Here is a 26,691-nt window from a genome sequence, read left to right on the forward strand (position 1 = left end):
AAGGTTCTGCCTCGTTCCTGAATGGCTCCAGCTCTATAACCCTTTGACACCACGCACCCTTCTCCTTAAACAAGGCTTATGCAGCCTTCACTCCGGTCAAGAAGGAGTTCACTTCATGTCTCAGGTCGGATGAGTGACGGGCAAGTTCCTGGGCGGAGCCAAGCACCTGAGACGCCGCTGCCCCAGTTTCGCCAGCGCCCTGCCGGACGTTTACAATATTGCCAGTGACCATTTCCGTGCCGCGTGCGGCTTCCTGAACGTTCCTCGCAATCTCCGAAGTTGCGGCCCCCTGCTCTTCCATGGATGCCGCTATGGAGACGGAAATTTGAGACATCTCGGTGATCGTCTGCGCGATGTTCTGAATCGCCGCAACAGCCTGCTGAGTGGCCTGCTGAACAGAATGAACCTGGAGAGAGATCTCCTCGGTCGCACGTGAGGTCTGGTTCGCCAGCTCTTTCACCTCAGACGCGACAACTGCGAAGCCTTTCCCCGCCTCACCGGCACGGGCGGCCTCGATCGTGGCATTAAGGGCAAGGTGGTTGGTCTGCCCGGCGATCGTGTTGATGAGAGCAACCACATTTTCGATCTTCTCTGCCGATGCAGCCAGATCCTGAACGGTGGCGTTGGTCCTCTGCGCATCGCCTACCGCGCGGTCCGCGATCTGCGACGATGCAGCAACCTGGCTTGCGATTTCGCGAATGGAGATTGAGAGTTCTTCAGTCGCAGCCGCAACGGTCTGAACATTCGCCGAAGTCTGTTCAGCCGCTGAAGCCACAGTGACGGACTGGGACTTGGTCTCATCAGCCATGGAGGACATGGACTGCGCCGTCTGTTCCATCTGCGCAGCAGCAGACGAAAGTCCCTGGGTCAGGGCTGAAACATTGCTCTCGAACTGCCTGGTAAGACGATCGAGAGCCTCAGCGCGTCTGGCTTTGGCGTTGGCTTCATGCGCAGCGGCAGCATCCGCGGCCTGCTTGGGAATCAGAGCCTCTTTGAACACCTGCACAGTCCGCGCCATGGCGCCGACCTCGTCCCGACGCGAGGTGCCATCGATATCTGTCTGCAGGTCGCCTGCCGCAAGGCTGCTCATGGCAAGCGACAGCTTCCGAACCGCGACAGACACCCCTCTGCCGAGGAAGAAGCCTACAATGGAAAGCCCGAGTGTCGCTATGGCGGCAAAGGTGAGGAACGCGTTGCGCTCTTTTGCAACAAGCGCATCAAGGTCATCAACAAAGACCCCAGTTCCGATGGCCCAGTTCCAGGCGTGGAACCCGGCAGCATAGGCAACCTTCGGATACTGCTCGGCGTCTCCCGGCTTCTTCGGCCAATCATACTCCAAGAATCCTCCACCGCTTTTGGCGACTTTCACGAGTTCGAGCACAACAGAGCGGCCGGAAACATCCTTGAGCCCGGATTGGTCCTTCCCTTGCATCGCGGGATTGATCGGATGCATCACCGTGACGGCATCATAGCCATGGATGAAGAAGTACTCTGATCCGGCATAACGAATGGCCCGGAGAGCGTCGGCCGCCCGTGCCTTCGCGTCTGACTCGCTTATCTCGCCGCGCTGCGCCCTGGCGTGAAAGTCCGCCACGATCGTGTAGGCACTTTCCGTCAGGTGCTTCAGCTCATCAAACTTGCGCTCCCGCAGCAGGTTCGAGATGGCGCTCGATCCAAATAACGCCAGACCGATCAGAGCTACGAAGGAAAGAGCGATTGCAACAAAAAACCGTCCTCCGACAGTCAAGGCAATATTCCTAGTAAACACAGCTAATGCCTCTATAATGGAGCGGAGCTTCTACATATTGACGGTTTAAGGGAGATTTAAGCACACCTTACTTTTAGTCATCGAACAATTACCTGCTCCACTCAGGCTAAAGCTTGGGAAGGGCTGTGCTGCAAATTATTATTGAAAAGTCTACTGATTCCACGCCGAAGATCTAACGAGTTCAGATTGGTAAACCCGTGTAGTTTTCGGCAAGCGAGCGCGCCGCTGTCACGGAACTTCTGAGATACTCGAACTCTGCTCTTTGAATGCGCCTGTCGAACGGGTCCGTATCCGGAAAGGTGTGGAGAGTGGACGTCATCCACCAGGAAAAACGCTCGGCCTTCCAAATCCGGGACAGCACACGGGCGGAATAGTCGTCGATGCCCGCATTGGATCGTTCGGCATAGAATTCGATCATGGCCTTCGCCAAGACAGCGACGTCGCTGGCCGCGAGGTTCAGGCCCTTGGCTCCGGTCGGCGGTACGATATGGGCCGCATCGCCTGCGAGGAAGAGGCGGCCGAAGCGAAGAGGTTCGGCCACGAAGCTTCTCAGGGGAGCAACGGATTTCTCGATTGAGGGTCCAATTATGAGATTATCGGCAGTCTGCTCATCGACGCGCCGACGAAGCTCGTCCCAAAAGCGCTGGTCAGACCACTCCTCCGCCCTGTCGCTGGACCGGACCTGAACGTAGTATCGACTGCGGGTCGGAGATCGCATGGAACAAAGGGCAAAGCCGCGCTCATTTTGGGCATAGATCAATTCGTCGGCAACAGGAGGCTTGTCGACTAGGATCCCCAGCCAACCGAAGGGATAGATCCTCTCGAAGGTTCGTATCGCATCTTGAGGGACGCTGGCGCGAGAAACTCCATGATATCCGTCACAGCCGGCAATGAAATCGCAGGCTAACTCGTGTTCGACTCCATCTTTGATATAGCGCACCTTAGGCGCGTCGCGGTCGAAGTCATGGAGGGAGACATCCTCCGCTTCATAGATGGTTGGCAAGCCCGAACGATCACGGGCCTGCATCAGGTCGCGGGTTACCTCTGTCTGTCCGTAAACCGTTACCGTGCGACCGATCAGCTCCCGAAAGTCGAAGCGGTGCCGATCACCATCGAAACAGAATTCGACGCCTTCATGGACTAGACCTTCCGTATGCAGCTTCTCGCCGACCCCTGCCCTGTCCAAGAGTTCGACCGTGCCCTGTTCCAAGACGCCAGCTCGGATGCGGCGTAAGACATACTCCTGGCTGCGGCGCTCCAGGATGACGGTTTCTATCCCGGCATTCTCTAAAAGGCGCCCCAGCAGAAGTCCGGCCGGACCAGAGCCGATGATGGCTACCTTCGTGCGCATGGCAATCTCCTCCTGACGGTCTTCCGGACATTCCCGATTTCCGCGTCAGAATGATCCTCCGCCACCAATCGGCCAATAGACAAAGCGAGCATAGCGTTGGACATTTCGAATATCCGGATGAACCTTGCGGAGCGACAGACCTTGGCCGGAAGAACAATCCCAAGCTATGCTCTCTATGGAGAAAGCGGCGGCGATCCGACCTCCGAGTGGTCCCATTGTGAGGCTATCCAGACTCGCAGCCACTTGCACAATTATAGGATTCAGCCCCATCGTCATGAACAGCTGTTCCAGATCCTTCATCTGACGGGCGGCTGGGCCGAGATCTTCGTTGACGGCGGAAGCAGCATACTGAGCGGCCCGTTTGTCATCGCTCTCCCTCCGATGGCCGTGCACGGCTACACATTCTCGCCCAATGTCAGCGGTACGGTCCTGACTCTCTTCGAAAGCCGCCTGTCGCATATTCTTGCGGCCATGGCCGGGGTTCGGGAGACATTCCGGTCCGTTCAGTTGATCGGGCTTCAGGATCAGGAGGCTCTCGGGCATAATCTGGATGCCGATGTGGATTTTCTAGCTGCAGAATTTGCAGGCCGGGCCCCGGGTCGTCTTGAGGCCATCGAGGCGCGCCTGATGCTCATCCTCATCGCTCTGCATCGGCTGCAAGGCACAAGTCAGGGAGCCATTTACGGCCCAGGCCAACGGGCGCGTGGGCATGCTGGGCGCTTCCGTGAGCTTATCGAGAAGGATTTCCGCAGCCATCAACCGGTCGAAGTCTATGCCCGCCAGCTCGGTCTGACACCGCCTCACCTCAACCGAATCTGCCGCGAGCATTTTGGGGACACGGCATTGGGAATGGTCCACCAGCGGCTCATCCTTGAAGCCAAGCGATACCTGACCTTCACAACCTTGACCGCCAAAGAGATCGCACTCGCGCTCGGCTTTGAGGACCCTGCCTACTTCACACGCTTTTTCAAACGCCAGACGGGTATCCCACCTCTGACCTACCGGGCAAATCAGCAGCACACGCCGGTCCGATGATGGGTACCGTCAGAAACCTCGGAAGCAACATGACGTTACCCTCTCGAGGAGGCGACTATGTCTGACACGGACCGAAAGAACCCTGGTGACGAGGACGCACCTGGCACGAAGCAGACCGGGGAGAATATCTGCCCGACCTGCAGCGGGTCCGGCCGTCTTGGCAAAAAGCCATGTCCGGATTGCAGCGGGTCAGGCCGGATCACGGCCATCGTCGGAGATGCATGAGGCGCGTTAGTCTCTGCCTCTGGAGGCAGAGAAGCTCATCCCGCTGATCAGGGTCTGAGCGCTTCTCAAGCTGGCAGCAGTCCCGATAGCCATTTGCGGGAGCACCATCCATTCCAGGGTCCAGGCAGCGCCTGAGCGCTCGTTCTCATGGACGAGCGCCTGATGCAGGCTCCCGAGAAGGCCCGCATTGAACCGGGCCAGTGTCACGAGCACCTCCGCCGGTACGGGATTGGACTTGTGCGGCATGGCCGAGGAACCGCCGCCAGTGGCGAGACGCACCTCGCCCACTTCGTTCTGCGCCATCAAGGCGACATCCTGACCAATCTTTCCCAAAGTCCCGGAGAGAAGCGAGAGGAAGGCGGCGAACTCGCCGATCCGATCGCGCTGGGAATGCCAGGATCGGGCCGTGCCGAGGTTGAGGATCTCGGCCATGGCATCGGCAATGGCGTCGCCGTGCCCCTTCAACTCCGCCCTGGTGCCGACAGGGCCGCCGAGTTGCACCACCAGAACTCGTGGCGCAAGCGCTTCCAGAGCCACCCTGTGGCGCTCAAGCGGCTGAAGCCAGGTATCGATCTTGTCGGCAGCCGTGAAGGGAAGAGCCTGCTGCATGCGCGTATGGGCCATCAGGCGCGTCGCACCCTCCCGATCCCTCAGGCTTCGTAGGGTTTGAGTCAGAACATCGAGCCGACGCCCGTAGATCTCGACCACGTCCTTCAGGCGAAGCATGAGAGCCGTGTCGATGATGTCCTGGCTCGTGGCACCCAAATGCACGGCCTTGGCATCAGCATCGCCGACAGCAGCCCGGAGCTGCTTGACCAAGGCTGGGACGATGACACCATCCTGCGCCAGACCTGCAGCCAGGCCCGCCAAATCAGGCTGGAAGGAGCCGCAGGCCTCCGCGATTTCCTTTGCCCCTTCGGCGCTGATCAGCCCTACCCGCGCCTCGGCCTGAGCAAGAGCGACCTCGGCACGCAGCAGCGCCGAGAGTTCGGCCTCATTGGAGAACAGCGCCCCCACCTCGTCGTCGCCGACAAGAGCCTGCAGAAAGGGATATGGGAGCGTCTGTTTGGTCATGGCCAGAATGCTTAAACAGCCTCAAGGGCAATGGAAATGCCCTGCCCGACGCCGACGCACATGGTTGCCAAGGCGCGCTTCTTGCCGCGGAGCTTCAGCTCGAGCGCAGCCGTGCCGGTGATGCGAGCGCCGGACATCCCGAGTGGATGCCCTAGAGCGATGGCACCGCCGTTCGGGTTCACTTGCTCGGCATCCTCCTGGATTCCGAGTTCGCGAAGGACGGCAATGCCCTGGCTGGCGAAAGCTTCATTCAGTTCCACGACGTCGAAGTCGGTAGGCTTCAGGCCGAGGCGGGCGCAGAGCCTTTTGGTCGCCGGCGCCGGTCCGATGCCCATGATCCGCGGCGGTACACCAGCCGTCCCTCCGCCGACAACACGAGCAATAGGCTCAAGGCCATACCTTCTAACCGCATCCTCAGAGGCGATGATCAGGGCAGCCGAGCCGTCATTCACCCCGGAGGCATTGCCTGCAGTCACCGTACCCTCCTTGCGGAAAGGCGTCGGCAGCTTCGCCAGTTGCTCCAATGTGGTGTCTCCGCGGGGATGTTCGTCCTTGTCCACGATGACGGGGTCGCCTTTCCGCTTGGGAATCGTCACCGAGACGATCTCCTGCGCCAGTCGTCCATTGGCCTGAGCGGCGGCGGCTTTCTTCTGAGAGCACAGGGCAAATGCATCCTGGTCCTCGCGGGAGATGCCAAAATCGGCCGCCACGTTCTCGCCGGTCTCCGGCATGGAATCTACGCCGTATTGCTGCTTCATCAGAGGATTGATGAAGCGCCAGCCGATGGTCGTGTCGAAGATCTCGGCATTGCGGGAAAAAGCCGTATCCGCCTTCGGCATCACGAACGGTGCTCGCGACATCGATTCCACACCGCCGGCAATCATGATTTCCGCATCGCCCGCCTTGATTGCGCGGGCCGCCGCGATGACGGCATCCATGCCCGAACCGCAAAGGCGATTCATGGTCGTTCCGCCGATGGACCCCGGAAGCCCGGACAAGAGAACCGCCATGCGGGCGACGTTGCGGTTGTCCTCGCCGGCCTGGTTGGCGCAGCCATAGATCACGTCGTCCACAGCCTCGAAGTCGAGGTTCGGATGACGTTCCAGGAGCGCCTTCAGAGGCACTGCGGCCAGATCGTCAGCGCGTACGCTCGACAAGGAGCCGCCGTAGCGGCCGATCGGTGTGCGCACATAGGCGCAGATAAAGGCTTCGCGCATCTTAAGATCCTCTCTTACCGCCATGCGCCTTATCGGTTCTGGCATGGAGCTCGCGCAGTGTGGTGAGTTCGAGTTCGGATGGCGGAGGCGTTTCCTCCAGTCGGTCGGAGAAGCGCACCTTCCAGCCGCAGGTCTCCTGAACCCTATCGCGGGTTACGCCGCGATGCATGGATACGACCGTGAATTCCTTCGTCTCAGGGTGGGGCTTCCAGATAGCGAGATCCGTGATCAGGAGCGTCGGTCCCTTGGTGGTGATCCCGAGGCGCTCCCGGTGGTTGCCACCCTCCCCGTGGCCGAAGGAGGTGTAGAAGTCGATTTTCTCCACCATCCCGCGGGTCGCCTGCTTCATGGTGATGAAGACCTCCTTGCAGGACGTCGCAATTTCAGGCGCACCGCCGCCGCCGGGCAGGCGCACCTTCGGCTTATGGTAGTCCCCTATCACAGTGGTGTTGATGTTGCCGAAGCGGTCGAGCTGAGCGGCACCCAGGAAGCCGATGGAGATGCGCCCGCCCTGGAGCCAGTACCGAAACATCTCAGGCACCGACACGGTGGTCACTGCCGTCTCGCAGAGTTCGCCGTCACCGATGGAGAGCGGCAGCACGTTCGGCGCGGTGCCGATGGTGCCGCTTTCATAGATCAGCGTGATGTCAGGCGCATGGGTGAGCCGCGCCACGTTGCAGGCGGCTGATGGAGCCCCGATGCCGACGAAGCAGACGTCCTCGTTCGAAAGGACCCGCGCCGCCGCAATCGTCATCATCTCGTTGGGAGAGAAGTCCGAGAGGTTCGCCATTCTTACAATCCCTTTACCCGGGCGGCAAAGGCCTCAGGCCCTGCCTCCAGCACGTTCTCTCTCATCCAAGCCGTGAAGAGATCACGGTCGGCGGAGATCTTGTCCCATTCGAGATAAGCTGCGTTGTCGCGATCGTAATAGCCGTGCGTGTAGGACGGATGTGCACCGCCCGGAACGTGAGCGATGGACGAGACCGTCCAATGCGGCAGCACGCAGAGGTTCGGGTGGAGGTCGTCGAAATCCTCCACGATCTCCTCGACTGTCACTACGGAACGCCGGGAGGCGAGCACGGCCTCCTTCTGCACCCCAATGATGCCCTCGACCAGCACGTCGCCGCGCCGGTTGGCCTTTTGAGCATGGATGACAGCAACATCCGGACGATGTGCGGGCACCGCTGCGAGCTGCTCACCCGTGAAGGGGCAGGTGACGCTCTTGATCGCAGGATTGACCTCCTTCAGCCCCGCTCCAAGATAGCCGCGGAAAACTGCGAAGGGCAGCCCTGCAGCACCGGCCTCATAGGCGTTGGCCATGGCCGCGTGGCTATGCTCCTCGGTCTCGATGGCGCGGGGCCAGCTGTTCTCGATCGCATCCCGCATGCGGCGCAGCAAGCCGACGCCCGGATTGCCCGCGTAGGAGAAGATCACCTTCTTCACCAGACCCATGCCGATCATCTGGTCATAGATGATGTCGGGGGTCATGCGGATGACTGTTAGCTCCTTGATCCCCTGCCGAATCACCTCATGGGCAGCGGCGTGAGGGATAAGATGGGTAAAGCCCTCGAACGCGACGGTATCGCCGTCGCACAGGTTTTCGGCAACAGCCTCCTTGAGGCTCTGAAACTTGGCCATGATGCGCTTTCGGATCGATGATCAGATGTCGAAGAACACGGTTTCCTTCTCACCCTGCAGGTGAATGTCGAAAGTGTAGGTCGGCAGCCCATTCTCTTCGCTGCGGGTGGCGATCAGCGTGTTCACCCGATGCCTGTGCTCGATGCGGGCGAGAACAGGGCACTGTGCGTTGGCCGCCTCCTCGTCACTGAAATACAAACGGGTGTGCAAGCCGATATTGATGCCGCGGGCCACGATCCAGAACGTGATGTGTGGCGCCATCGGACGTCCGTCCTTATAGGGTACGCGACCGGGCTTGATCGTCTCGAAACGGTACTCGCCCGTGACCGCGTCCGTCGGCTGGCGTCCCCATCCAATAAAACTGGGATCGGCCTTGCCGCGCTTTTCCTCCGGGCTGTTGTAGAACCCGGAGGCATCCGCCTGCCAGATCTCGATCAGGGCGTCCTTGAGAGGGGTTCCGCTGCCATCGAAGACGTGACCCTTGATGATGACCCGTTCGCCCTTCGTGTCCGGTCCGACGAGGACGAGACCGAGATCCTCTTCCCACACTCCCGTGATCTCGACCCAATTCGGGGTCGCTCCAATGTGGATGTAGGGACCGGCCGTCTGCGAGGGGGATTCCTTCATTGTCGTGAGCTTCTGAACCATCAGTTCCCCTCCATCCGGTTCTCGAACATGGTCGAGCGGCGTCCGCGCAGCACGATGTCGAACTTGTACGCGAGCGAGTCCATTGGAAGCGTGGCGTTGCGGTCGAGCGCTGCGATCAACTGCTTGATGCCTGCCTTGTCGGGAATGGTCGAAACGATCGGGCACTGCCAGATCATGGGGTCACCCTCGAAGTACATCTGGGTGATCAGGCGCTGGGCGAAGGCGTGACCGAAGATCGAGAAGTGGATATGCGCCGGGCGCCAGTCATTCACGCCGTTCGGCCAGGGATAGGCGCCTGGCTTGATGGTCCTGAACCAGTAGCGGCCCTCATCATCGGTGATGGCGCGCCCGCAGCCGCCGAAGTTCGGATCGATGGCGGCCAGATAGGTTTCCTTCTTGTGCCTGTAGCGACCGCCCGCATTCGCCTGCCAGAACTCCACCAGAGCACCTGGAACCGGGCGGGCATTCTCATCCAGCACGCGGCCGTAGACGATGATGCGCTGCCCGATGGGATCTCCCGTCTTGGCGAAGTTGCGGATCAGGTCGTTATCGAGCGGCCCGATCTTGTTGTGTCCGAAACGCGGCCCCGTCATTTCAGAAATGGTATTGTCGAGCGACAGCAGCGGATATTGCGGCGAGCGCAGCACCGAGGTCTTATACTGGGGCGTGAGCGCAGCCGGATGCCAGCTCCGATCCCGCTGATAGAATGATCCTTCATCCGACATTCCTGGCTCTCCTTGAAGCGCCCGACAACGCTCCGCGTCCAAACCCGACCTGCTACGTGCGAGGCTGGGGATCTGCTTCCATTTCCGCGTAGGTCTTCTTGACGATCTTGATGGCGTGGTTGGCTGCGGGCACGCCCGCATAGACAGCCACGTGCATCAACGCCTCCTTGATGTCTTCTTTCGTCGCGCCCGTATTGCGGGTCGCGCGAACATGCATCGCAACCTCGTCGTCCTGCCCTAGAGCGGCCAGAAGCGCTATGGTCACGATCGAGCGCTCCCGCTTGGTGAAATGCGGTCGCGACCAAACCGAACCCCATGCACCCTCGGTGATGAAGGTTTGGAAATCGCTGTCGAACTCAGTCATCTGGGCCGTCGCACGATCTACATGAGCATCGCCAAGCACCTGGCGGCGGACCGCCATGCCCGCCTTGTAGCGCTCGCTCTCGTTCTTCTCAGACAAGTCCCGCCTCCCGAAGATGCTGTTTGATGAGCCCCGACAGTTCTTCGGGCTTCTCGACACAGGGAATGTGCCCTGCCCCTTCGATGAGAGCAAACCTGGCACCTGGGATGAGATCGGCAGTTCCTTTGACGACATCTGCCGGCGTGGAGCCATCCTGATCGCCTGCCACGCAGAGGGTCGGCACGGCAATTCCGGCTGCCCCCTGCCTGAGATCCGCATCGCGGATCGCCGCACAGGTTCCTGCGTAGCCATGGGCCGGAGTACGGACCAGCATGTTACGCCATCCGGCGAGATCATCCCGTCGCGTCTCATGAAAGTGTGGGGTGAACCAGCGCTGGAGAACGTTGTCGGCGATCGATTCGATGCCGCCCCTCTTGACGGCGTCAATCCGGTCCGCCCAAAGCTCTGCCGTGCCGATCTTGGCCGCGGTACAGCAGAGGGTGATGGATTGCACGCGATCGGGAGATCGTACAGCCATGCGCTGCGCGATCATGCCCCCGACCGAAAGCCCGACGAGGGACGCCTTTTCGATGCCGAGGTGATCAAGGAGCGCGAGGAGATCGTCCGTATGATCGTCGATGCTGTAGGGCGCAGATGGCGCGTCCGAAAGTCCGTGGCCCCGCTTATCGTAGAGGATGCCTCGATACCGTTCGCAGAAGGCGGGAGCGACCTGCTGCCAGATTCGTAGATCGCTGCCGAGGGAGTTGATGAAGACAAGAGCAGGGCTCTCAGATGGTCCGAGCACCTGATGGTGGAGAACGATGCCGTTCACACGTGCAAATGCCATGTCTCACCTCAATGCAGCGAACCGACGTCAATGGCAGGCTTTTGAAGGCCATGATCAGCGCGCAGGCTCCGTGTTCCACCATAGGCTATAATCTTCTCAGGATGTCTCAACTCTGTTGAAGGTTGGGCCGTAATCCTATCGTCTACTGATATGTGCGCATAGCGAACATTGATATTCATATCGCACATGTAGTACGGTTCACCCGCAGGGTGTCAAGGCTACCAAAGTCCACCACATCCTCTTGGAGTGCAGATGGAAGGCCATTCAGTCGAGGATCCGAGCAGCGAGGCTCGCAACTTCGTTGCGAGCCTAGAGAAGGGCCTGCTGGTCATCGAAGCCTTCGATGCCAACCGGCAGAGGCTTACCCTGTCCGATGTGGCCAAGCTGACCGGAATCACCCGTGCGGCCGCGCGACGTTATCTGCTGACGCTCACGAAGCTGAACTATGCCGAGTTCGATGGGCGGTATTTCAGCTTGACGCCCAGGATCTTGCGGCTTGGCTACGCCTATCTCTCCTCGGCATCCCTGTCGGCGCAGGTGCAGCCTTTCCTGGAGCGGATCTCCGAAGAAACGGGGGAATCGAGTTCGGCTGCCATTCTTGACGGTGACGACATCGTCTACATCGCCCGCTCGGCTACCCGCAGGATCATGTCCATCGGCCTCGGCGTCGGCAGTCGCCTGCCGGCTCATTGTACTGCCCTGGGCCGTGCAATTCTGGCCCACCAGCCGAATGACGCAATCGACGCGTATGTTCAGCGTGTTCGGCTGGAGGCTCGCACGCCAAAGACGATCACGGACAAGGCGAACTTCCGCTCCGTCTTGGAAGCGGCCCGGGCCCAAGGTTATGCCCTTGTGAGTGAGGAACTCGAGTACGGGCTCCGGTCCATTGCTATTCCGGTCGTCCAGAGGAACGGCAAGGTGACCATCGCGCTGAATCTGAGTGCACAGGCTGGGCGTGTCTCCGCCGAGGACATGAAGGAGCGGTTCCTGCCCTTGCTGAGTTCTGCCAGCGAAGCCCTGCGCTTTATGCTCTAGCTGATAGCCTTTGGCTGGCAGCCGAGGAGCAGCCTTGCTTCATCAGGCGTGGCGACGCGATGCCCATGCCTTTCGATGGCAAGCACCGCATGCTCCACCAGTTCGGCATTGCTCACGGCAAGACGATCCTTGGAGATGCGGATGTTGTCCTCAAGCCCTGTGCGGACCGCATCGGCGCCTCGCGTAAGAGCCCAATCCATGACCCTGGCTTGATGCTGGCCGATTCCGGCAGCTGTCCATGTGCAGGTTGGGAATAGATGCTTGGCCTCCTTCAGAAGCACATCGAGCAGGCGCTCCTCTGCGGGCAGTGCGTTCTGCACGCCCATGACGAACTGGATGTGCGGCTGCTCGTCCATGAGCCCTTTGTCGGCCAGACGCCGCGCCCCGTGAAGATGGGACAGGTCGAAGATCTCGATTTCGGGTCGGATCCCGAACTCCTGCATCTTGCCGGCCATTTCCTCGACCAGGCTTGTGTGGTTCTCGTAAATGATCGTCGGGAAATTGACAGAACCTGTGGACAGGGAGGCCATATCCGGGCGCAGATAGAGGGCGCTGCTGCGTTGGCCCGGATCCCGCCCTCGCCCGCCGGTGGAGAACTGGATGATCATGCCGGGACACTGTTCGGCGATACCGGTCTGGACGGCAGCGAAGCGCTCCGGGTCGGATGACGGTGTCTCGTCGTCATTGCGGACATGGATATGCACGAGCGTGGCACCGACCTCATAGGCCTGCCGCGTCGACTCGATCTGCTCGAGTGGCGTGATCGGGACAGCCGGATTGTCCTTCTTGCGCGGAACCGATCCGGTGATCGCAACGGCAATGATGACAGGTTTCACGCCTGACTCCTGGTTCGAGGATCAATCTCCCGTTGGAAGACATAGAGCGGGACATCTGCAAGAGAACCAGCACGTTTCGTCAAGTCCTTCCGGGACCAGCAAGTCGGATCAGGCAGCTATTCAGCCGTGGGTGTCCCCAGAACCGCCCAATAAGCAAACAACCACCTGAAAATTCTATGCTTTCCGAATAGTGCACGTCAGCGGAAGCACCATTCTGACGAGGCTCCATCCTCTGCCGTGAGACCAGTTTGATCTGCATCAATGCCCTCGGATGCCAGGCCTTTTAGACGACTCTGCTGACGGTAAAGCTCCAGGCTTTGCCGATGATTTCAAAAGGTCGAAGCCTATGGCTCAAGCGGTAGCACCCTCAAAAGGAATGACCTTCGGCGAAGCGGGGTCGGCCCTCGCCTTCGCCGGATTGGCGCTCCTCAGCATCATCATTGCGGCGAAGGCATATACGCCTGAATACGCTTTTCATGCCTATCTTTTTGCCGCGGCCAGCGTCGCTTCCGTGTTCGCGATCCTGAATCGGTATTATGAGCGTCCCAGCCAGCTGCCGCCGCAAACGATCGGCGGCAAGCCGAACTACAACATGGGGCCGGTCAAGTTCGCGACCATTGCCTCGGTAATATGGGGTGTTGCAGGCTTCACCATCGGCCTTCTGATTGCTCTCCAACTCGCTTTCCCGACCCTAAACTTCGACACTTCCTGGCTGTCGTTCGGCCGCATGCGCCCGCTGCACACCTCGGCGGTGATCTTCGCCTTCGGCGGCAACGTGCTGATCGCGAGCTCGTTCTATGTGGTTCAGCGCACCTGCCGCGCCCGCATGGTCGGCGACATCGCTCCATGGTTCGTGGTGCTAGGCTACAACTTCTTCATCGTGATCGCCGGCACCGGCTATCTGCTCGGCATCACCCAGGGCAAGGAATACGCCGAACCCGAGTGGTACGCCGACCTGTGGCTGACCATCGTCTGGGTCGCTTATCTCCTCGTCTTCCTCGGCACGGTCATGCGACGCAAGGAGCCCCACATCTATGTGGCGAACTGGTTCTATCTCGCCTTCATCCTGACCATTGCGGTCCTGCACCTGGGCAACAACGCGACGATTCCCGTCTCGCTCTTCTCGCCCAAGAGCTACATCGTATGGTCGGGCGTGCAGGATGCCCTTGTTCAGTGGTGGTACGGCCATAACGCGGTCGGCTTCTTCCTCACCGCCGGCTTCCTTGCCATCATGTACTACTTCATCCCGAAGCGGGCGGAGCGGCCGGTCTATTCCTACCGCCTCTCCATCATCCACTTCTGGTCGCTGATCTTCATGTACATCTGGGCAGGTCCTCACCACCTGCACTACACCGCCCTGCCCGATTGGGCACAGACCTTAGGCATGGTGTTCTCGATCATGCTGTGGATGCCCTCATGGGGCGGCATGATCAACGGCCTCATGACCCTCTCGGGCGCCTGGGACAGGCTCCGCACCGACCCCGTGCTGCGTCTCATGGTCGTGTCGGTCGCCTTCTACGGCATGTCCACCTTCGAGGGACCCCTCATGTCCGTAAAGGCCGTGAACTCCCTGTCACACTACACCGATTGGACCATCGGCCATGTTCATTCAGGCGCTCTCGGCTGGGTGGCTTACGTGTCCTTCGGGTCGATCTACTGCCTCGTTCCGTGGCTGTGGAACAAGAAGGAGCTCTACTCCATGAAGGCTGTCTCCTGGCACTTCTGGATCTCGACCCTCGGCATCGTCCTGTACATCTCGTCGATGTGGGTTGCGGGCATCCTCCAGGGCCTCATGTGGCGCGCTTATACCGGCCTAGGCTTCCTTGAGTACTCGTTCATCGAGACGGTCGAGGCGATGCATCCCTTCTATGTCATCCGTGCACTCGGCGGCGTGCTCTTCGTGTCCGGCTCCCTGATCATGGCCTGGAACGTCTGGAAGACGATCTCGGCCGGCCAGGAAGCCGAGGAAGTCCTGCAAGCCACCCAGCCCGCGCTGATCGCCGCGGAGTAAAGGAAACGACCATGTCATTCTGGTCCCGTCATAAAATCTTCGAGACCAACTCGATCATCCTGGTTCTGGGCGTGCTGATCGTCATCTCGATCGGCGGCCTCGTGGAGATCGTGCCCCTCTTCTACCTGAAGAGCACCATCGAGAAGGTAGAGGGCGTCCGGCCCTACACTCCCCTCGAACTGGCCGGCCGCAACATCTATGTGCGTGAGGGCTGCTACAACTGCCACAGTCTGATGGTACGCCCTCTGCGTGACGAGGTCGAGCGCTACGGCCACTACTCCCTGGCGGCCGAGAGCATGTACGACCGGCCGTTCCAGTGGGGCTCCAAGCGCACAGGCCCGGATCTCGCCCGTCTTGGAAACAAGTATTCCGACGACTGGCACCGGGACCACCTGAAGGACCCCCGCATGGTTGTGCCGGGCTCGATCATGCCGAGCTACCCCTGGCTCGAGAAGAACGAGCTGGACGCCAAGTCCATTGCACAGGATCTGAAGGTCCAGGCGACCCTTGGCGTACCCTACTCCGAGGAGATGCTGAAGAAGGTCGAGAGTGACATCCTCACCCAGGCCAATGCGGATGATCCGAACACAGCCGATCTCGCCCAGCGCTACCCGAACGCCCAGTCGCGCAATTTCGACGGAAATCCGAAAAAGGTCACCGAAGCGGACGCCCTGATTGCCTATCTGCAGATGCTCGGCACGCAGGTGGACTTCAAGCTCTACGACAACAAGGCCAACGTGCGCTGAGGACCGACGAACATGCCAGCCGCATACAAGTTCTTTGCCGAATTCGCCCAAACCTGGGGGCTTCTGTACTTCGTCGGGGTCTTTCTGACGGTGCTGATCTATGCCCTCGCCCCTTCGCGGAAGAATCGCTTCAATGAAGCCTCCCGCATGCCCCTTCGGGAGGATTGATCCCATGGCCCATGAGTCTCACGAACAGGTCGACGCCGTTACAGGCGTCACCACGACGGGGCACACCTGGGATGACATCCAGGAGCTCAACAATCCATTGCCGCGCTGGTGGCTGTGGACCTTCTACCTGACCATCTTTTGGTCTGTGCTCTACGCCGTCGCCTACCCGGCTATCCCTCTGGTCTCCTCCTACACCAAGGGGGTGCTCGGGTGGCAGTCGAGAGAGGCAGTCGAGGTCGATCTGGCGGCCCTCAAGCAGCAGCGTTCCGGCATGACGGCGAAGCTTGCCGGCAGCTCGCTGGACGAGATCAAGCAGGATCCGGAAATGTTCGCGTTCGCCCGGGCCCAGGGCAAGGCTGCCTTCGGCGACAATTGCGCTCCCTGCCACGGGGCAGGTGGCGCGGGCGCCAAGGGCTACCCGAACCTGAACGACGACGACTGGCTCTGGGGCGGTTCGCTTGCCAAGATCGAGCACACGATCCGTCATGGGGCCCGCTCCACGAGCGACAAGGGGCATTCTGGCGCCATGCCGGCCTTCGGTCGCGACGGCATGCTCAAACGGGAGGAAATCTCTCATGTGGCGGATTACGTCTGTTCGCTATCGGGGCTGCCCACGGACAAAGGGGCCGACCTGAACGTGGGTGGCAAGGTCTATGCTGAGAACTGCGCCGCCTGTCATGGCGACAAGGGTAAGGGAATGCAGGACCTCGGCGCCCCGAATCTGTCGGATAAAATCTGGCTGTTTGGCTCGGACAAAGCCACGATCATTGAGGGTCTCCACAATGGCCGAGGCGGCGTGATGCCTACCTGGCACGGACGCCTGGATGATACGACCATCAAGGCCCTTACCCTTTATGTCCACTCTCTGGGGGGAGATCGGCGGCCCTGAGAGCATTCTAGCGCCCTGATAGGAGTGGACAGCGGCCGGAGGTTGCCCTCCGGCCGCTGCTTGATTTGGATCAAGGCGGCTCCCACGGCCTCATCGTATCGAAGCGACATCGGTTTTCTGGTGATTGCAACGGACTCGATGGCTGACGCCCCCCTTTCCCATCCTTTTGGCGCAGCCGCCTCGGACGAGGACGCGCCGCTCTATGCTCCTCGCAAGCAGATCTATCTGCAGGCGGTGAAGGGCCGTTACCGCACGATCAAGTGGGTCGTGCTCGCCATTACCCTGGGCATTTATTACTTCCTGCCCTTCATCCGCTGGGATCGCGGTCCCAACGCGCCGGACCAGGCCATTCTGGTCGACCTGGCCAACGGCCGCTTCTATTTCTTCTTCATCGAGATTTGGCCTCAGGAGGTCTATTATCTCACGGGTCTGCTGGTTCTGGCTGCACTCGTGCTCTTCCTAATGAACGCGGTCGCCGGCCGGATCTGGTGCGGGTACCTCTGCCCTCAGACCGTCTGGACCGACCTGTTCTATGCGGTGGAGCGCTGGATCGAGGGCGATCGCCGCGACCGCATGCGCAAGGACGAGCAGAAGCTCACCCCCAAGACCGTCGCCCAGAAGACCCTGAAGCATTTCATCTGGCTCATGATCGCCTGGTGGACCGGCGGCGCCTGGGTCCTCTACTTCGCCGACGCGCCGACGCTCGTCTATGAACTGGCGACGCTTCAAGCCCCGCTCCTTGCCTATACCTGGATCGGCATACTCACCTTCACGACCTACACACTCGCCGGCTTCATGCGTGAGCAGGTCTGCACCTATATGTGCCCTTGGCCCCGCATCCAGGCTGCGCTCACGGACGAATATGCCCTGAACGTCACCTACCGCTATGATCGGGGCGAACCGCACGGCTCAATGAAGAAGAACGAGGTCCTGAAGCTTCAAGGCCTGCCGGCCGGTGACTGCATCGACTGCAACCAATGCGTCAACGTCTGCCCGACCGGCGTCGACATCCGCGAAGGGCTTCAGCTCGACTGCATCCAGTGCGGCCTGTGCATGGACGCCTGCGACAACGTTATGGACAAGATCGGCCGCCCGCAGGGTCTGATTGCTTACGACACGGACATGAACGTCAAGGCCCGCATGGAGGGGCGGCCGGAGGTGCGCCGCATCGTGCGTCCCCGCACCCTCTTCTATGCCGGCATCATCGCTCTGGTCGGCTCCATCATGATCGCGTCTCTTGCCATGCGCCAGAACATCTATCTGACTGTCATGCACGACCGGAACCCGCTTTTCGTGCGCCTTTCGGACGGCTCGATCCGCAACGGCTTCACCATCCGGGTCGCCAATAAGCATCTCGACGAGCGCCGCTATGCGCTCACCATCGAGGGCCTTCCGGAGGCAGAGGTCGACATTGTCGGCGGCGAGGTTGACCTGCAGGGGCGCGGCATTCTCACTGTCGGTCCGGATCAGACCTTGGAAGCCCGGGTGCTCGTCACGGATAAGTCGCCGTCGGCATCATCCTCCACGGATCTCCAGTTCACCGTGACCGATCTCTCCAACGGCGACAAAGCCGCTACGAGCGATCACTTCAAGGCCCCTTAAGGATTGATGCCATGTCATCCACTGTCACCACAGCCCGCACTCCCAGGCCCATCACAGGACGCACAGTGCTGATCTACTTTCTAGGCTTCTTCGGCATCGTCTTCGCTATGAATTTCTACATGGTGCGGGTTGCTCTCTCGAGCTTCAGCGGCGTCGAGACGGAAAGCTCCTACAAGGCAGGGCTGTCGTTCAAGAACGACATCGCAGCCGCTCACGCTCAGGATGCGCGGCACTGGTCCGTCGTAGCCACTCTCAAGCGCGGCGACAATCCTGGCATGGTCATCACCGCACGCGACGCTCAGGGACAGACGCTCTCGGGCTTGACCGCCGAGGTGCGCCTTGCCCACCCCACGGACAAGCGCCGGGATGTGGTGCTGGACTTTGTCGAGCTGACACCAGGCCAGTTCAAGAATCTCACCGCAATGCCCGAAGGCCGGTGGGACTTGGTCATCGGCCTGAAGCGCGAGATGGAAACCGTCTTCCGCTCCAAGAGCCGCGTCTCGCTCTAAGGATCGTTTCACAATGGCCGAAGCCCTCGATCTTTCCGTTTACGTCAAGCGCCAGGATGACGGCACGGCCCATCTCGACCTAGCCGTCGAGGGGATCGATTGCGCCGCCTGCATCGACGAGATCGAGGGCGGGCTGTGTCAGCTGCCGGGCGTGGTCGACGCGCGGCTGAACTATACCAATCACCGTCTTGCGGTCGAATGGCGGGACGGGGAGCTGTCGCCGGCTGCCGTCGTCGTAGAACTGCAGCGGCTCGGCTACCGGGCTCACCCTTTCCAGTCCCGCCTCGTGGAGGAAGAAGAGACGCGCCGCGCAAAGTGGCTGCTGAAGTGCCTGGCAGTGGCGGGCTTTGCCTCCATGAACATCATGCTGCTGGCCGTCTCCGTCTGGTCCGGAAATGTCACCGACATTACGCCCGAGATCAGGGACTTCTTCCATTGGCTCGCGGCTCTCATCGCCCTGCCGGCAGTGGCCTATGCCGGCCAGCCGTTCTTTCAGAGCGCGATGGGCGCCCTGCGCAACGGGCGCACCAACATGGACGTGCCGATCGTCATAGGCATCCTGCTGGCGCTCGGCATGTCCGTGGTCGAGACCATCAACTCCGCCGAGCACACCTATTTCGACTCGGTGGTCATGCTGCTGTTCTTCCTTCTCTGCGGACGCTATCTCGATCAGGCCATGCGTCGTAAAACCCGTGCGGTGGCCAGCAATCTTGCCTCCTACCGGGCCGAGGTCGCGTACAGGATCGAAGAGAACGGCGAGATCGTCTTGGTTCCCACCGCCGCCCTTCAGGCAGACGACCGGGTTCTCGTTCGCCCAGGTGAGCGCGTCGCGGTCGACGGCATCGTGATCTCCGGCTCCTCGGAGATCGACGAGAGCTTGGTCACGGGCGAAACGGCCCATCGCGCCGTCAAGACCGAGAGCCAAGTCTATGCCGGGAGCATGAACTACAACGGCACCTTGACCCTGCGCGTGACGGCTTCGGGCAAGGGCACCCTCCTCGACGAGGTCGAGCGCTTGCTCGATAACGCCGCTGCCGCGAAGTCGCGCTATGTGCAGCTCGCAGACCGTGTGGCGAGGGTCTATGCGCCTGTCGTGCATACGGCGGCGGTCCTCACGGCTTTATCCTGGATTGCAAGCGGCGCTTCGGTTCACGATGCGCTGATCACTGCCATCTCCGTTCTCATCATCACCTGCCCCTGCGCTCTGGCTCTTGCCGTCCCGGTGGTCCAGGTGGTCGCCTCCGGAGTCCTCTTCCGCACCGGCGTATTCCTCAACGCGGGCGATGCCTTCGAGCGCGTGGCGAAGGTCGATACCATCGTGTTCGACAAGACCGGCACCCTGACCCTGCCCACCATGAGTGTGGTCAATGCAGGAGACCTGGAGCCCGCTCTCCTGCAGGCGGCTAGACGCCTCGCCCTATCGAGCCACCATCCGCTTGCCGCTGCCGTAGCTCAGGCAGCCGTCGACCGGCGTCCCTACGACGACGTCTTCGAGCAGTCTGGCCAGGGTGTCAGGACCGTCATCGACGGAATCGAGATGCGGCTCGGCAGCTCTGTCTTCTGCAACGCTGAAGCTATTGCGAGGAACGCTGCTTCTTCCGATCCTACAGCATCCGTGATCGCCTTTTCCTGGGGCGAGAAGCGTGCCGTCCTCCTGGTGCGTCAGGCGCTGAGGCCCGATGCCATTGCCGTCGTGGCGGAGCTGCGCCGGCATGGCTTCGACTGCCGCATTCTCTCGGGCGACCGGCCCGAGGCCGTAGCTCCTATCGCTTCTGCCCTTGGCATCACGATGTGGCGCGGCGGCTGCAAGCCCGCCGAAAAGATCGAGGCGCTCGACGCCCTCAAAGTCGAAGGTCGCAAGGTGCTGATGGTTGGCGACGGACTCAACGACGCCCCGGCTCTTGCGGCCGCCCATGTGTCGCTGTCTCCAATTAGCGCCGCCGATCTGACCCAGGCGCAGGCCGATGCGGTTTTCATCGGCGACAGGCTCAAGCCTGTGCGGGAGACGATTCAAATCTCCCGCCGTGCTCATAGCCTGATGCGCCAGAACCTAGGCGTAGCCCTCGTCTACAACCTGATCGCGGTGCCCCTCGCCTTCTTCGGCTACGTCACTCCCCTTTTCGCGGCGCTCGCCATGTCCGGGTCCTCGACCATCGTGACCCTCAACGCGCTCCGGGCGCGGGGCCGCGCGCCTCTCGTCCCGGCTGAGCAAGCCAACCCTGCCGATGCCGTTCCGGTGCCCCAAGGAGCCTGATCTCATGGAAGTTCTGATCTATCTCGTTCCTATGGCCCTTCTGCTCGGATTGACTGGGCTTGCGGCCTTCATGTGGTCGCTCAGGAACGGCCAGTACGACGATGTGCAGGGCGCGGCGGTGCGCGTCCTGTCCGATGAGGACGTCCGGAAATGACCTCCCTGGTGACCATGCCTCGGGCGGGGCAGCTCGAATGCATCTGCGAACCCGGAGCCTTGAGCGATAGGGCGGTTAATCGCCGTGGCACGGCGCTTCTCGCTACCGGCTTCGCCTTCTCCGTGCTCGCCCAGGTTCTGACTCTCAGCATTCTGCCCCTGGCGGGTCTGTCGCTTGCCCCCAGCCAGGGCTGGGCGAGCTTGCCCTATGCTGCCTTCTATATCGGCGCCGCCTTGGCCAGCCTCCCAGCTTCACTCCTGATGGACTCCTTTGGCCGCCGCGCCGCCTTCTCGCTGGGCGCGAGCCTCGGCGTTGCCGGTGGTCTGGTGCTCGTCTGGGCTCTCGTCTCCATGCATTTCGGCGCAATGGTGCTCGGTGCATTCTGGCTCGGGATAGCAGGCGGCTTCAGCCTTTTCTACCGCCATGCGGCATTACCTGTCGGCGGCAAGCGAGCCACGGCACTCCTCATCGTCTTTGGAGCAGCAACCCTGGCCGGACTGGCGGCTCCAACCATCGCCGGCCTGGCGGAGGCCGCGGCTGTTCCCCGTGCTTTCGCAGGCACTGCGGCAGCAGCCGCGCTGGCCCATGTGGTGTCACTTGCAGCAACCGCGGCCCTGCCGTTTCAGAATCGCCGTGAGCAGAAAACCAAGTCCGCTGCGTTGCAGGGATGGCGATCACTCCTTCTTCCCACGGTAATCGGCACTCTCGGATGGTTTGCCATGACGGCCTTGATGGGCGCGACCCCGTTTGCCGTCATCGGATGTGCCCCATCGGAGGCCGCCGTCGGAGCCGTAGCCTGGCACGTCATGGCCATGTACGCCCCGTCGCTGGCTTTGGCTGTTCTGCCACAGGCTGCCCGTGCCGTTCCCTTGTCTGCCGGTGGCAGCGTTCTCCTCGCAATCGGCGCCATCGCCTTCGCGCTTTCGAGTTCTGCCGGCGGCTTCACCGTCTCTGCGGCTCTGGTTGGTTCGGGGTGGTCGCTGATCATGCTCGGAACCACGTTCTGGGTGAACGATCGAGGTCCGGTCTCGCGTTGGCTCCTCGGCCTCCACGATGGTGCTCTTCTGACCGGAGCAGTGCTGGGTGCCCTCTCGGCGATCGCTCTCGTTTGATCCTTCAGGCTGGTGGTACTCCAACGCGTCTATCCAACCTCCGGAAAACCCCTTAGGTATCAGACCTGAATTTCAGCTAAGCCTGTTCAGCAGTACCCATGATCCAACGTCACTTTACGGGATCACGAGGGTTCGATGCAGACTGCGCTCCTCACCAAGGCTTCCTCATCAGCCCTTCCTCTCTTCACCCTGGAAGCCCCGCAGTTCCGCAAGCCGGGCGATAGCTCTGCTCCGGCCGTTGGTTCGGTTCACTCCTATGGCAAGGATGAGGAAATCTTCGCCGAAGGCGAACGTGCAGCCTATGTCTACAAAGTGCTCTCTGGCGTGGTTCGCACCTCCAAGCTCCTGAGCGATGGCCGCCGCCAGATCGATGCCTTCCACCTGGCGTGCGATATCTTCGGCATCGAGGCCGGTGAGGAATACCGCTTCTGTGCCGAGTCGGTCGGTGACTGCGTCGTCATCGCCTACCGGCGCGGCAATCTTGGCGCTCTCATGGGCAGCGACACACAGCTGGCCCAGGAAATGACGATGGGCATGATGCGATCCCTCGTCAGAGCCCAGAATCACATGCTGCTGCTGGGCCGCAAGTCGGCTCTCGAAAAAATCGCTACCTTCCTCCTGGATATGGCCGATCGTACGGCTGACAAAGACGCTCTCGATCTGCCCATGTCCCGCACCGACATCGCCGACCACCTAGGGCTGACGATCGAGACGGTCTCTCGCTCGTTCACGCAACTCGAGCGCCAAGGCGTCATTCAGCTTCCCTCCGCACGTCACGTGGTGCTGAGCAACAAGGCGGCTCTGGAGCGTCTCAACACGTAACCGTGGAGGCGTTGTTCTCTTCCACAGAGCCTTATAGGTCGAACGAGCACGGCTCCCTGCAGGATTGACCAGCTGCCGGGAGCCGGCTGTCGTCCTGCTGAGGCTATCGCGAAAATCGCAACCTACCCCTGCGACTGAGGCGGAAACCGACAGGCGTGCTTATGGAGATTATGCGAGAGCCGCATGAATGCTGTCGAGCAGATCGCTGTCGTGGAGAGGCTTCTCGAGAACACTACGGAAGCCGGACTCAGACGCGCGGCCATGGAGGTCATCGCTGACTTGGGACGCGATGAGGATCGCAGGGCTGTCAATGTGCCGCTGCCGAAGTTTGCCTACGAGCTCGATACCGGTCATTCCCGGCATGTTGTAGTCGATCACGAAGCATCCGTTCAGAGGCAGATCGGTCGCGGCCAGGAGCTCGGCGCCGCCCTTGAACAGACGCACTGACAGGCCCTCAAGCTCCAGGGCGAACTTCAATGAGTTGCGGACCGCCGCATCGTCGTCAACGACGATGACCGGTCCCGTGAGCTGAGACATCGTTAAACCTGGTTAATCCTCAAGCGTGGTTAGAGCTGATCGCAACCTGCCAGCAGGCGGATTATGCACAAAGCGGGTTTGATCCCTATTCAGGAATATCCCTTAAGGAATTAGCTCGCATCTATGAGCAGGGCCAGACGAACGAGTTCCGACAGGCTTCTAGCCTGCATCTTCGCCATAACATTCGCCCGGTAGATCTCTACCGTGCGAGGGCTAATGCCAAGATCGTAGGCAATAACTTTATTGGCCTTTCCCGCCACGAGACCCTCGAGAACCTGCCGCTCCCGCTCCGACAGACCCTCGAAACGGGCCTGGATCTGAGCCACTTGAGCGTCTTGGTGACTGCTCTTCTCGTGCCGCGAGAGAGCCTCGCGCACGGTTGCCAGGAAAACCTCGTCTCCAAATGGCTTTTCGAGAAAGTCGATGGCGCCTTCCTTCATGGCCTCGACCGCCATTGGAACATCAGCATGGCCGGTGATCACAATGACCGGAAGCGAGATGCCTCGCGCCTTGAGGCGCCGGATCAACTCGATGCCGTCAATGCCGGGCATGCGCACATCCGTGACGATGCAGCCTGCTTCTGCGCTCACGATCTCGTCGAGGAAGGCTGAGGCCGACTCATGCAGGCGCACAGGCAGGCCCTCCGATGCCAGGAGGAAGGCCAGTGACTTGCGTACCGCAACGTCATCGTCAACCACGTGCACGGCCACATCACTCGGCATGCGCCAACTCCTCTCGTTTGATCGTTCTGAGGGTGAAATGGAACGTCGTTCCCTCATCCTGCTTCGAATCCGCCCAGATCTTCCCACCATGCGACTCCACGATGGTCCGGCAGATCGACAAACCAACGCCCATTCCGTGCTTCTTGGTTGTCACGAAGGGCTGGAACAGCTGCGCGGCAACCTCAGGGGCAAGCCCTGGGCCCGTATCCGCCACGATCAGCTCGACGTGGTTTTCATCGACCACAGCGGTTGCGATCTTCAGCTCCCGACGCGCGCTCTCCTGCATAGCCTCTATGGCGTTTCGGATCAGGTTGAGCAGAACCTGCTGAATTTGGATCCGGTCGGCCAGCACGTAGGGAGCATCCGGGTCGAACTGGAAGATGACCCTTACGCCCTGCTCCTTCGCGCCGACGAGGGACAAAGCACTTGCCTCCTCGATGAGCTTGGGCAGGTTCTCGATGTGGCGCTCGCTCTCGCCTCGGGCGACGAACTCGCGCAGATGCCTGATCACCTGCCCTGCTCTCAAGGCCTGCTCTCCGGCTTCGTTGACCGCGTCACGGAGCATGGGGACCGTATCGCCCTCCATGCGCTCCAGAATCCGGCGGCAGCCTTTGAGATAATTGGTGATCGCGGTCAGCGGCTGATTGATCTCGTGTGCCAGCGTAGACGCCATCTCGCCCAATGCTGTGAAACGCGACATGTGGACGAGTTCAGCCTGCAGTTCCTGAAGACGGGTCTCCGTCTGCTGCCGCTCAGTGAGGTCTCGAATGAAGCCCGTGAAGTATCGAATGCCCCCGGAGCGCATCTCGCCTACGGCCAGTTCCATGGGGAAGGTAGAGCCATCCTTACGTTGCCCGACAACCACACGTCCGATCCCGATGATCCGCCTCTCCCCCGTCCTGAGATACCGATGCATGTAGCTGTCGTGCTGTTCCCGATAAGGGTTGGGCATGAGAATCTTGATGTTGTCACCAATCACCTCGTCCGGCTCATAGCCGAAGAGACGAACTGCCGTTGCGCTGAACGACTGGATGCGGGCCTGCTCGTCAATCACCACCATAGCATCCGGAACCGTCTCGAGAATGGATCGCAGATGCGCCTCCCGGGTCCTGAGGGCCTCCTCGGCCGTGATCCACTCCGTAATGTCGCGAGTGACCATGGCAAAGCCGCCACTTGCGGCATTCGGCCGTGTTACGGGAGTGACCGTGACCCTGGCCATGAAGGTGGAGCCATCCTTGCGTGATCTCATGCCCTGAGCTTCGTAGCGCCCTTTTTCTCGCACCAGTTGAAGCTCCAGGTGCAGTCGCTCGCGAGATGGAGCTTCAGGTCCATAGAGAAGGGAGACGGATTGACCGACAACCTCGTCCTTGGTCCAGCCGTAGATGAGTTCAGCCCCCGTGTTCCAGCTGACGATGACTCCATCAGCATCAATGACGGCAAGGGCGATATCTGTGACTGCATCGACGAGAAGCTCAGCAATTGAGCTGCTCAGTGCAGGCAGATCAGTCGGTAGAATGCTGTGTGTCAAGGAACCTCATCTCCCGGGGTGCCCAGTGCAACTCTTCAGATGGGCCCAAGCAGTCGCTACTGCCTCGCCCATATAACACATCTGCCACCATGCAACTGCCGCGCGACCAGCCGCTGGCATGCTTTTCTGAAGCTCGAAACGGCGTCAACCATGGCAATCCATCTTGCAACCATGGAAAGAAACACAATATTCTACTAAGACGTTTCGCGCTGAGCATCTCCGGCCCAACCTGCAAGGTCCTTAGAAAATCTCTTGCAAAGTTGTGTTGGGTGTTTATATGGGCGCTTCCCTTGGGCCTGTTTGGGTCTGGGGGGTTTTTTCCGACAGGGCGGGTTTGGTGGCCTGGGGCGCTGGCGCTTCGGGTTTTGGCTGTTCTGTTGGCGTCTGGCCTGGAGGGTTTCTCCGGCCTGGCCAAGAGCTTTGGCGGTTCGATCGGGATCGGGCCTGCCTGTTCGGCTCCTCTGGCGGTTCTTGTCCGGTATGGGCTGCGGGTTTTGGGCCTGGCAGCAAGGTCAGCGCGGAAATGATCTCATTTCCGTGAACGGCATGACTGTGCCTGTACTTTCGCAATAGCAGCCTTGTCTCGAAAAGAACTTGCGAATTCTTTTCTTTTGCTGTTGACGTCGGCCGGGACTTGGACTACATAGGGTTCATCGACGGCGGCCACTGCGGTGTCTGCCTGACGGGGGCCTCCTGATCCTGCTGCTTGACGCGGCGGGGTTGCGCGAGGTTCTCTTCTTCGTCCGTGCGGCGGGGAATTTTGCTCTTTGACATTGTTGAGAGGGGAAGAGAAGCGTAGGCGGCGGTGTCCTTGCGCCGATCCGCAAGGATCGGATGA

At 60.7% G+C, this 26,691-nt stretch carries 27 protein-coding genes; 12 read left to right on the top strand and 15 right to left on the bottom strand.

The features are described from left to right. Positions 1-76: 76 nt before the first annotated feature. The gene (locus AC0QTX_RS04690) at positions 77-1,747 is read right to left on the bottom strand and encodes a methyl-accepting chemotaxis protein (protein ID WP_474602658.1); all 1,671 of its coding nucleotides are present in this window, start codon (positions 1,745-1,747) and stop codon (positions 77-79) included. Between the two features lie 202 nt (positions 1,748-1,949). After that, positions 1,950-3,119 (bottom strand): 4-hydroxybenzoate 3-monooxygenase, encoded by a 1,170-nt coding sequence (gene pobA / locus AC0QTX_RS04695; RefSeq protein WP_474602659.1) that lies wholly within the window; start codon positions 3,117-3,119, stop codon positions 1,950-1,952. A gap of 117 nt (positions 3,120-3,236) precedes the next feature. Between pobA and AC0QTX_RS04700 the strand changes: the two genes are divergently transcribed. Further along, positions 3,237-4,154 (top strand): helix-turn-helix domain-containing protein, encoded by a 918-nt coding sequence (locus tag AC0QTX_RS04700; protein WP_474602660.1) that lies wholly within the window; start codon positions 3,237-3,239, stop codon positions 4,152-4,154. A gap of 231 nt (positions 4,155-4,385) precedes the next feature. Here AC0QTX_RS04700 and AC0QTX_RS04705 read toward each other — a convergent pair whose 3' ends face one another. From AC0QTX_RS04705 to pcaD, 8 genes are read right to left on the bottom strand one after another with little or no spacing between them, the layout of a single operon-like run. Beyond that, positions 4,386-5,453, bottom strand: a complete 1,068-nt coding sequence (locus tag AC0QTX_RS04705) for a 3-carboxy-cis,cis-muconate cycloisomerase (RefSeq protein ID WP_474602661.1) — start codon at positions 5,451-5,453, stop codon at positions 4,386-4,388. A gap of 11 nt (positions 5,454-5,464) precedes the next feature. Next, positions 5,465-6,670 carry a 3-oxoadipyl-CoA thiolase gene (pcaF, locus tag AC0QTX_RS04710; protein ID WP_474602662.1) on the bottom strand — a complete coding sequence of 402 codons (1,206 nt, stop codon included), beginning with the start codon at positions 6,668-6,670 and terminating at the stop codon, positions 5,465-5,467. A gap of 1 nt (position 6,671) precedes the next feature. Beyond that, positions 6,672-7,460 carry a CoA-transferase subunit beta gene (locus tag AC0QTX_RS04715; protein ID WP_474602663.1) on the bottom strand — a complete coding sequence of 263 codons (789 nt, stop codon included), beginning with the start codon at positions 7,458-7,460 and terminating at the stop codon, positions 6,672-6,674. Between the two features lie 2 nt (positions 7,461-7,462). Beyond that, positions 7,463-8,308, bottom strand: a complete 846-nt coding sequence (locus AC0QTX_RS04720; RefSeq protein WP_474602664.1) for a CoA transferase subunit A — start codon at positions 8,306-8,308, stop codon at positions 7,463-7,465. 21 nt (positions 8,309-8,329) lie between these two features. Continuing rightward, on the bottom strand, positions 8,330-8,956 hold the full coding sequence (gene pcaG / locus AC0QTX_RS04725; RefSeq protein ID WP_474602665.1) for a protocatechuate 3,4-dioxygenase subunit alpha: 627 nt from the start codon (positions 8,954-8,956) through the stop codon (positions 8,330-8,332). Further along, entirely contained in the window at positions 8,956-9,681 is a 726-nt protein-coding gene (gene pcaH, locus AC0QTX_RS04730) for a protocatechuate 3,4-dioxygenase subunit beta (protein ID WP_474602666.1), read from the bottom strand. The genes pcaG and pcaH overlap by 1 nt, the downstream gene beginning before the upstream one ends. Positions 9,682-9,733: 52 nt before the next feature. Further along, positions 9,734-10,102 carry a 4-carboxymuconolactone decarboxylase gene (pcaC, locus tag AC0QTX_RS04735; RefSeq protein ID WP_474602696.1) on the bottom strand — a complete coding sequence of 123 codons (369 nt, stop codon included), beginning with the start codon at positions 10,100-10,102 and terminating at the stop codon, positions 9,734-9,736. 31 nt (positions 10,103-10,133) lie between these two features. Continuing rightward, positions 10,134-10,928, bottom strand: coding sequence for a 3-oxoadipate enol-lactonase (gene pcaD / locus AC0QTX_RS04740; protein WP_474602667.1), 795 nt, complete (start codon positions 10,926-10,928; stop codon positions 10,134-10,136). Between the two features lie 252 nt (positions 10,929-11,180). On the opposite strand from pcaD, the gene AC0QTX_RS04745 reads away from it, so the two are divergent. Beyond that, positions 11,181-11,963 (top strand): IclR family transcriptional regulator domain-containing protein, encoded by a 783-nt coding sequence (locus AC0QTX_RS04745; RefSeq protein ID WP_474602668.1) that lies wholly within the window; start codon positions 11,181-11,183, stop codon positions 11,961-11,963. Here AC0QTX_RS04745 and AC0QTX_RS04750 read toward each other — a convergent pair. Beyond that, entirely contained in the window at positions 11,960-12,799 is an 840-nt protein-coding gene (locus AC0QTX_RS04750; protein ID WP_474602669.1) for a 3-oxoadipate:acetyl-CoA acetyltransferase, read from the bottom strand. The genes AC0QTX_RS04745 and AC0QTX_RS04750 overlap by 4 nt on opposite strands. Positions 12,800-13,175: 376 nt before the next feature. Between AC0QTX_RS04750 and ccoN the strand changes: the two genes are divergently transcribed. The 10 genes from ccoN to AC0QTX_RS04800 all read left to right on the top strand — a co-directional run bounded on the left by ccoN (position 13,176) and on the right by AC0QTX_RS04800 (position 23,066). Further along, entirely contained in the window at positions 13,176-14,810 is a 1,635-nt protein-coding gene (gene ccoN / locus AC0QTX_RS04755; protein WP_474602670.1) for a cytochrome-c oxidase, cbb3-type subunit I, read from the top strand. 11 nt (positions 14,811-14,821) lie between these two features. Next, entirely contained in the window at positions 14,822-15,556 is a 735-nt protein-coding gene (gene ccoO, locus AC0QTX_RS04760; protein ID WP_474602671.1) for a cytochrome-c oxidase, cbb3-type subunit II, read from the top strand. Positions 15,557-15,568: 12 nt separating this feature from the next. Then, positions 15,569-15,724 carry a cbb3-type cytochrome c oxidase subunit 3 gene (locus tag AC0QTX_RS04765; RefSeq protein ID WP_474602672.1) on the top strand — a complete coding sequence of 52 codons (156 nt, stop codon included), beginning with the start codon at positions 15,569-15,571 and terminating at the stop codon, positions 15,722-15,724. Positions 15,725-15,728: 4 nt separating this feature from the next. After that, positions 15,729-16,613 carry a cytochrome-c oxidase, cbb3-type subunit III gene (gene ccoP / locus AC0QTX_RS04770; protein WP_474602673.1) on the top strand — a complete coding sequence of 295 codons (885 nt, stop codon included), beginning with the start codon at positions 15,729-15,731 and terminating at the stop codon, positions 16,611-16,613. Between the two features lie 138 nt (positions 16,614-16,751). After that, complete coding sequence (ccoG, locus tag AC0QTX_RS04775) at positions 16,752-18,215, top strand: cytochrome c oxidase accessory protein CcoG (protein ID WP_474602674.1); 1,464 nt, start codon at positions 16,752-16,754, stop codon at positions 18,213-18,215. A gap of 11 nt (positions 18,216-18,226) precedes the next feature. Next, positions 18,227-18,724: a FixH family protein gene (locus AC0QTX_RS04780; protein ID WP_474602675.1), complete on the top strand. Its 498-nt coding sequence runs from the start codon at positions 18,227-18,229 to the stop codon at positions 18,722-18,724. Positions 18,725-18,737: 13 nt separating this feature from the next. Next, complete coding sequence (locus AC0QTX_RS04785) at positions 18,738-20,978, top strand: heavy metal translocating P-type ATPase (protein ID WP_474602676.1); 2,241 nt, start codon at positions 18,738-18,740, stop codon at positions 20,976-20,978. Positions 20,979-20,982: 4 nt separating this feature from the next. Further along, positions 20,983-21,132: a cbb3-type cytochrome oxidase assembly protein CcoS gene (ccoS, locus tag AC0QTX_RS04790; RefSeq protein WP_474602677.1), complete on the top strand. Its 150-nt coding sequence runs from the start codon at positions 20,983-20,985 to the stop codon at positions 21,130-21,132. Beyond that, a complete protein-coding gene (locus AC0QTX_RS04795; protein ID WP_474602678.1) occupies positions 21,129-22,244 on the top strand; it encodes a hypothetical protein in 1,116 nt (371 codons plus the stop codon). The genes ccoS and AC0QTX_RS04795 overlap by 4 nt, the downstream gene beginning before the upstream one ends. 135 nt (positions 22,245-22,379) lie before the next feature. Beyond that, positions 22,380-23,066, top strand: coding sequence for a helix-turn-helix domain-containing protein (locus AC0QTX_RS04800; RefSeq protein WP_474602679.1), 687 nt, complete (start codon positions 22,380-22,382; stop codon positions 23,064-23,066). Positions 23,067-23,234: 168 nt separating this feature from the next. On the opposite strand, the gene AC0QTX_RS04805 is transcribed toward AC0QTX_RS04800, so the two are convergent. The 4 genes from AC0QTX_RS04805 to AC0QTX_RS04820 all read right to left on the bottom strand — a co-directional run. Continuing rightward, complete coding sequence (locus AC0QTX_RS04805; RefSeq protein ID WP_474602680.1) at positions 23,235-23,603, bottom strand: response regulator transcription factor; 369 nt, start codon at positions 23,601-23,603, stop codon at positions 23,235-23,237. A gap of 110 nt (positions 23,604-23,713) precedes the next feature. Continuing rightward, complete coding sequence (gene fixJ / locus AC0QTX_RS04810; protein WP_474602681.1) at positions 23,714-24,325, bottom strand: response regulator FixJ; 612 nt, start codon at positions 24,323-24,325, stop codon at positions 23,714-23,716. Next, the gene (locus AC0QTX_RS04815) at positions 24,315-25,853 is read right to left on the bottom strand and encodes a PAS domain-containing sensor histidine kinase (protein ID WP_474602682.1); all 1,539 of its coding nucleotides are present in this window, start codon (positions 25,851-25,853) and stop codon (positions 24,315-24,317) included. Before AC0QTX_RS04815 ends, fixJ begins: the two co-directional genes overlap by 11 nt. 639 nt (positions 25,854-26,492) lie before the next feature. Continuing rightward, positions 26,493-26,691: hypothetical protein (locus AC0QTX_RS04820; RefSeq protein ID WP_474602683.1), on the bottom strand; the 199-nt coding region annotated here is incomplete at its 5' end.

The organism is Microvirga sp. jy35 (assembly GCF_056148915.1).

What these genes read in the sequence shown, in the direction of transcription:
- AC0QTX_RS04800 (WP_474602679.1), top strand. Translation starts at nt 22,380, where the DNA reads ATGCAGACTGCGCTCCTCACCAAGGCTTCCTCATCAGCCCTTCCTCTC.
- pcaC (WP_474602696.1), bottom strand. Translation starts at nt 10,102, where the DNA reads ATGGCGGTCCGCCGCCAGGTGCTTGGCGATGCTCATGTAGATCGTGCG.
- pcaF (WP_474602662.1), bottom strand. Translation starts at nt 6,670, where the DNA reads ATGCGCGAAGCCTTTATCTGCGCCTATGTGCGCACACCGATCGGCCGC.
- AC0QTX_RS04700 (WP_474602660.1), top strand. Translation starts at nt 3,237, where the DNA reads ATGAACCTTGCGGAGCGACAGACCTTGGCCGGAAGAACAATCCCAAGC.
- pobA (WP_474602659.1), bottom strand. Translation starts at nt 3,119, where the DNA reads ATGCGCACGAAGGTAGCCATCATCGGCTCTGGTCCGGCCGGACTTCTG.
- AC0QTX_RS04805 (WP_474602680.1), bottom strand. Translation starts at nt 23,603, where the DNA reads ATGTCTCAGCTCACGGGACCGGTCATCGTCGTTGACGACGATGCGGCG.
- ccoO (WP_474602671.1), top strand. Translation starts at nt 14,822, where the DNA reads ATGTCATTCTGGTCCCGTCATAAAATCTTCGAGACCAACTCGATCATC.
- ccoG (WP_474602674.1), top strand. Translation starts at nt 16,752, where the DNA reads ATGGCTGACGCCCCCCTTTCCCATCCTTTTGGCGCAGCCGCCTCGGAC.
- AC0QTX_RS04785 (WP_474602676.1), top strand. Translation starts at nt 18,738, where the DNA reads ATGGCCGAAGCCCTCGATCTTTCCGTTTACGTCAAGCGCCAGGATGAC.
- AC0QTX_RS04705 (WP_474602661.1), bottom strand. Translation starts at nt 5,453, where the DNA reads ATGACCAAACAGACGCTCCCATATCCCTTTCTGCAGGCTCTTGTCGGC.
- AC0QTX_RS04720 (WP_474602664.1), bottom strand. Translation starts at nt 8,308, where the DNA reads ATGGCCAAGTTTCAGAGCCTCAAGGAGGCTGTTGCCGAAAACCTGTGC.
- AC0QTX_RS04795 (WP_474602678.1), top strand. Translation starts at nt 21,129, where the DNA reads ATGACCTCCCTGGTGACCATGCCTCGGGCGGGGCAGCTCGAATGCATC.
- AC0QTX_RS04715 (WP_474602663.1), bottom strand. Translation starts at nt 7,460, where the DNA reads ATGGCGAACCTCTCGGACTTCTCTCCCAACGAGATGATGACGATTGCG.
- ccoS (WP_474602677.1), top strand. Translation starts at nt 20,983, where the DNA reads ATGGAAGTTCTGATCTATCTCGTTCCTATGGCCCTTCTGCTCGGATTG.
- fixJ (WP_474602681.1), bottom strand. Translation starts at nt 24,325, where the DNA reads ATGCCGAGTGATGTGGCCGTGCACGTGGTTGACGATGACGTTGCGGTA.
- AC0QTX_RS04780 (WP_474602675.1), top strand. Translation starts at nt 18,227, where the DNA reads ATGTCATCCACTGTCACCACAGCCCGCACTCCCAGGCCCATCACAGGA.
- AC0QTX_RS04765 (WP_474602672.1), top strand. Translation starts at nt 15,569, where the DNA reads ATGCCAGCCGCATACAAGTTCTTTGCCGAATTCGCCCAAACCTGGGGG.
- pcaH (WP_474602666.1), bottom strand. Translation starts at nt 9,681, where the DNA reads ATGTCGGATGAAGGATCATTCTATCAGCGGGATCGGAGCTGGCATCCG.
- ccoP (WP_474602673.1), top strand. Translation starts at nt 15,729, where the DNA reads ATGGCCCATGAGTCTCACGAACAGGTCGACGCCGTTACAGGCGTCACC.
- AC0QTX_RS04745 (WP_474602668.1), top strand. Translation starts at nt 11,181, where the DNA reads ATGGAAGGCCATTCAGTCGAGGATCCGAGCAGCGAGGCTCGCAACTTC.
- pcaG (WP_474602665.1), bottom strand. Translation starts at nt 8,956, where the DNA reads ATGGTTCAGAAGCTCACGACAATGAAGGAATCCCCCTCGCAGACGGCC.
- ccoN (WP_474602670.1), top strand. Translation starts at nt 13,176, where the DNA reads ATGACCTTCGGCGAAGCGGGGTCGGCCCTCGCCTTCGCCGGATTGGCG.
- pcaD (WP_474602667.1), bottom strand. Translation starts at nt 10,928, where the DNA reads ATGGCATTTGCACGTGTGAACGGCATCGTTCTCCACCATCAGGTGCTC.